We start from the raw sequence: 1,916 nt of genomic DNA on the forward strand, positions 1-1,916 counted from the left end.
ATGACGCCGGGAAGGTCGCTGCCGGGGATGCCGAGCGGTCGGTCGTTGGGCGCGCCGGTGGCGAGGATGACCGCGTCGTAGAGGGCGAGCAGCTCGTCGATGCTCACATCCTTGCCCACCGTCACATTGCCGACGAAGCGCGCGCTGTCGGACAGCACCACCTTCTCGTAGCGTCTGGAGACGGCCTTCAGCGACTGGTGGTCGGGGGCGACGCCGGAGCGGACGAGGCCGAAGGGCGTCGGCAACCGGTCGATCACGTCGATCCTGACCTCGTCGCCGAATTCTTTCTGAAGCGCTTCCGCGCTGTAATAGCCGGCGGGTCCGGACCCGATCACCGCGATATGCCGCATCCCGCCTCCAATCCTCGTCGGCGCGGATGCTAGCGCGCCTGCTTGCGGTGGCAAGAGGGGTCAGCCCTTGTTCGGCGTCTTGTCTTCGAGCAGCTCCGTGCCCTTGTCCTTCAGCAGCCCTTCGATCGTGCCGGCGAAAAGCGCGAGGAAGGCGGGCAGGGTGAATTCCAGCCGCACCTTCGTGTCCATCACGTCGATATAGCCCGTGACTTCCTGGCCGAGCGCGCGCACGTCGAGGTGCATGCGGTCGCCCTCCCAGCTCGAGCGGACGTCGACGGCATCGCCCGGTATATGGTCCTTGAGCCGTCCGATGCCGCCCTGCATCCGCCGCTTGGCCTCCTCGGCACCGAGATTGTGGGGCAGGTTGATGACGATCGGCCGGTTCATGGGCGCCATCTAGCGGGAGCCGGTTCGCCCGCACAAGCGCGAAGCCCCTCGGTTTCCGGCACCGCGAAGAAAAGGCTTCATTAACCAGTCTCGATTACATCCGATAAATCGCTCCGGCCTAATCTCCTCAAGGTTGCGACGGGAAGTTCGCGTTTAGTCGAGAGGATTCTTCCATGCGCTTTCTGGAGTGGCTGAATCGGCTCCGCAGGAGCGAACGTGGCAATGTCCTGATCGTGGGCGCGGCTTCGATGCCGCTGCTGATAGGCTCGGCGGCGCTCGCCGTGGACACCATCCAGCTCAGCCTGTGGAAGCGGCAGCTGCAGCGTGCCGCGGACTCGGGGGCCATCGCCGGCGCCTATGCGGTGGGCCAGGGCGTCGACGATCTCGATGCCCATGTGGATCACGATCTTGAAAAGAACGACCGTCCCGGCTTGTCCGACGTCGCCGTTGCGACCGGCAGCTATGGTGCCAAGGTGCTGTCCAACGATGACTGCGCTACTCGGGGCATAACGCCCTGCTTCGATCGCGCGGTGCAGGTGTCGTTGACGGCGCAGCGCACGCTTCCGTTCATCAGCATCTTCACCGACTCCGCCACCCATTTCACCGCAAAGGCGACCGCCGCGCTCGTCGATGAAGGCGAATATTGCGTGGTGTCGCTTTACGAGGGCACGTCGGCTGGGATCGTTGCCAACGGCAATGCCAAGGTGAAGCTCGGCTGCGGAATGATCACCAACTCCAGGTCCGATTCGTCCGTGACCGCGGGAGGCTCGTCGCAAGTCGAGGCTTCGCCTATCGCCGCCGTCGGCGACATTGACGGCGGAGGTCAGAACTTCGTTGGTGATACGGTCCTGAAGCCGCACACCGTCCCGCAACTCGATCCGCTCGCGCATATTCCCGACCCACCGACGCAGACCAGCTGCGAAAGCAAAGTAAGCGCGACCATGGGGCCTGGCTGCTACGGCTCGATGGACATCAAGGGTCCCGTGACGCTCGCGCCCGGCACCTATTACGTCAAGGGTGGGGACCTCACCATCAACGCGCAGGCCTCGGTGACGGGAGAGAATGTCACCATCGTGATGACCGGTACCAATGGCGACGCCGGCGATATCAAGATCAATGGCGGCGCCGAGATCAACCTCACGGCTCCCACCAGCGGGGACTATAAGGGCGTGGTCTTGT

3 protein-coding genes are annotated in these 1,916 nt (G+C 64.1%); 1 reads left to right on the forward strand and 2 read right to left on the reverse strand.

What is annotated here, in order from left to right:
• Together VIR62_RS04010 and VIR62_RS04015 are read right to left on the reverse strand one after the other, a co-directional pair.
• Window positions 1-350: FAD-dependent oxidoreductase (locus tag VIR62_RS04010; RefSeq protein WP_431868887.1), on the reverse strand; the 350-nt coding region annotated here is incomplete at its 3' end.
• A 60-nt stretch (window positions 351-410) separates the two neighbouring features.
• Window positions 411-737, reverse strand: a complete 327-nt coding sequence (locus VIR62_RS04015; RefSeq protein ID WP_431868889.1) for a polyhydroxyalkanoic acid system family protein — start codon at window positions 735-737, stop codon at window positions 411-413.
• A gap of 173 nt (window positions 738-910) precedes the next feature.
• On the opposite strand from VIR62_RS04015, the gene VIR62_RS04020 reads away from it, so the two are divergent.
• Window positions 911-1,916, forward strand: a 1,006-nt coding sequence (locus VIR62_RS04020; RefSeq protein WP_431868890.1) for a pilus assembly protein TadG-related protein, incomplete at its 3' end; no start/stop codon positions are given.

Source organism: Allosphingosinicella sp., assembly GCF_036570505.1.
In the GTDB taxonomy this organism is placed as follows: domain Bacteria; phylum Pseudomonadota; class Alphaproteobacteria; order Sphingomonadales; family Sphingomonadaceae; genus Allosphingosinicella.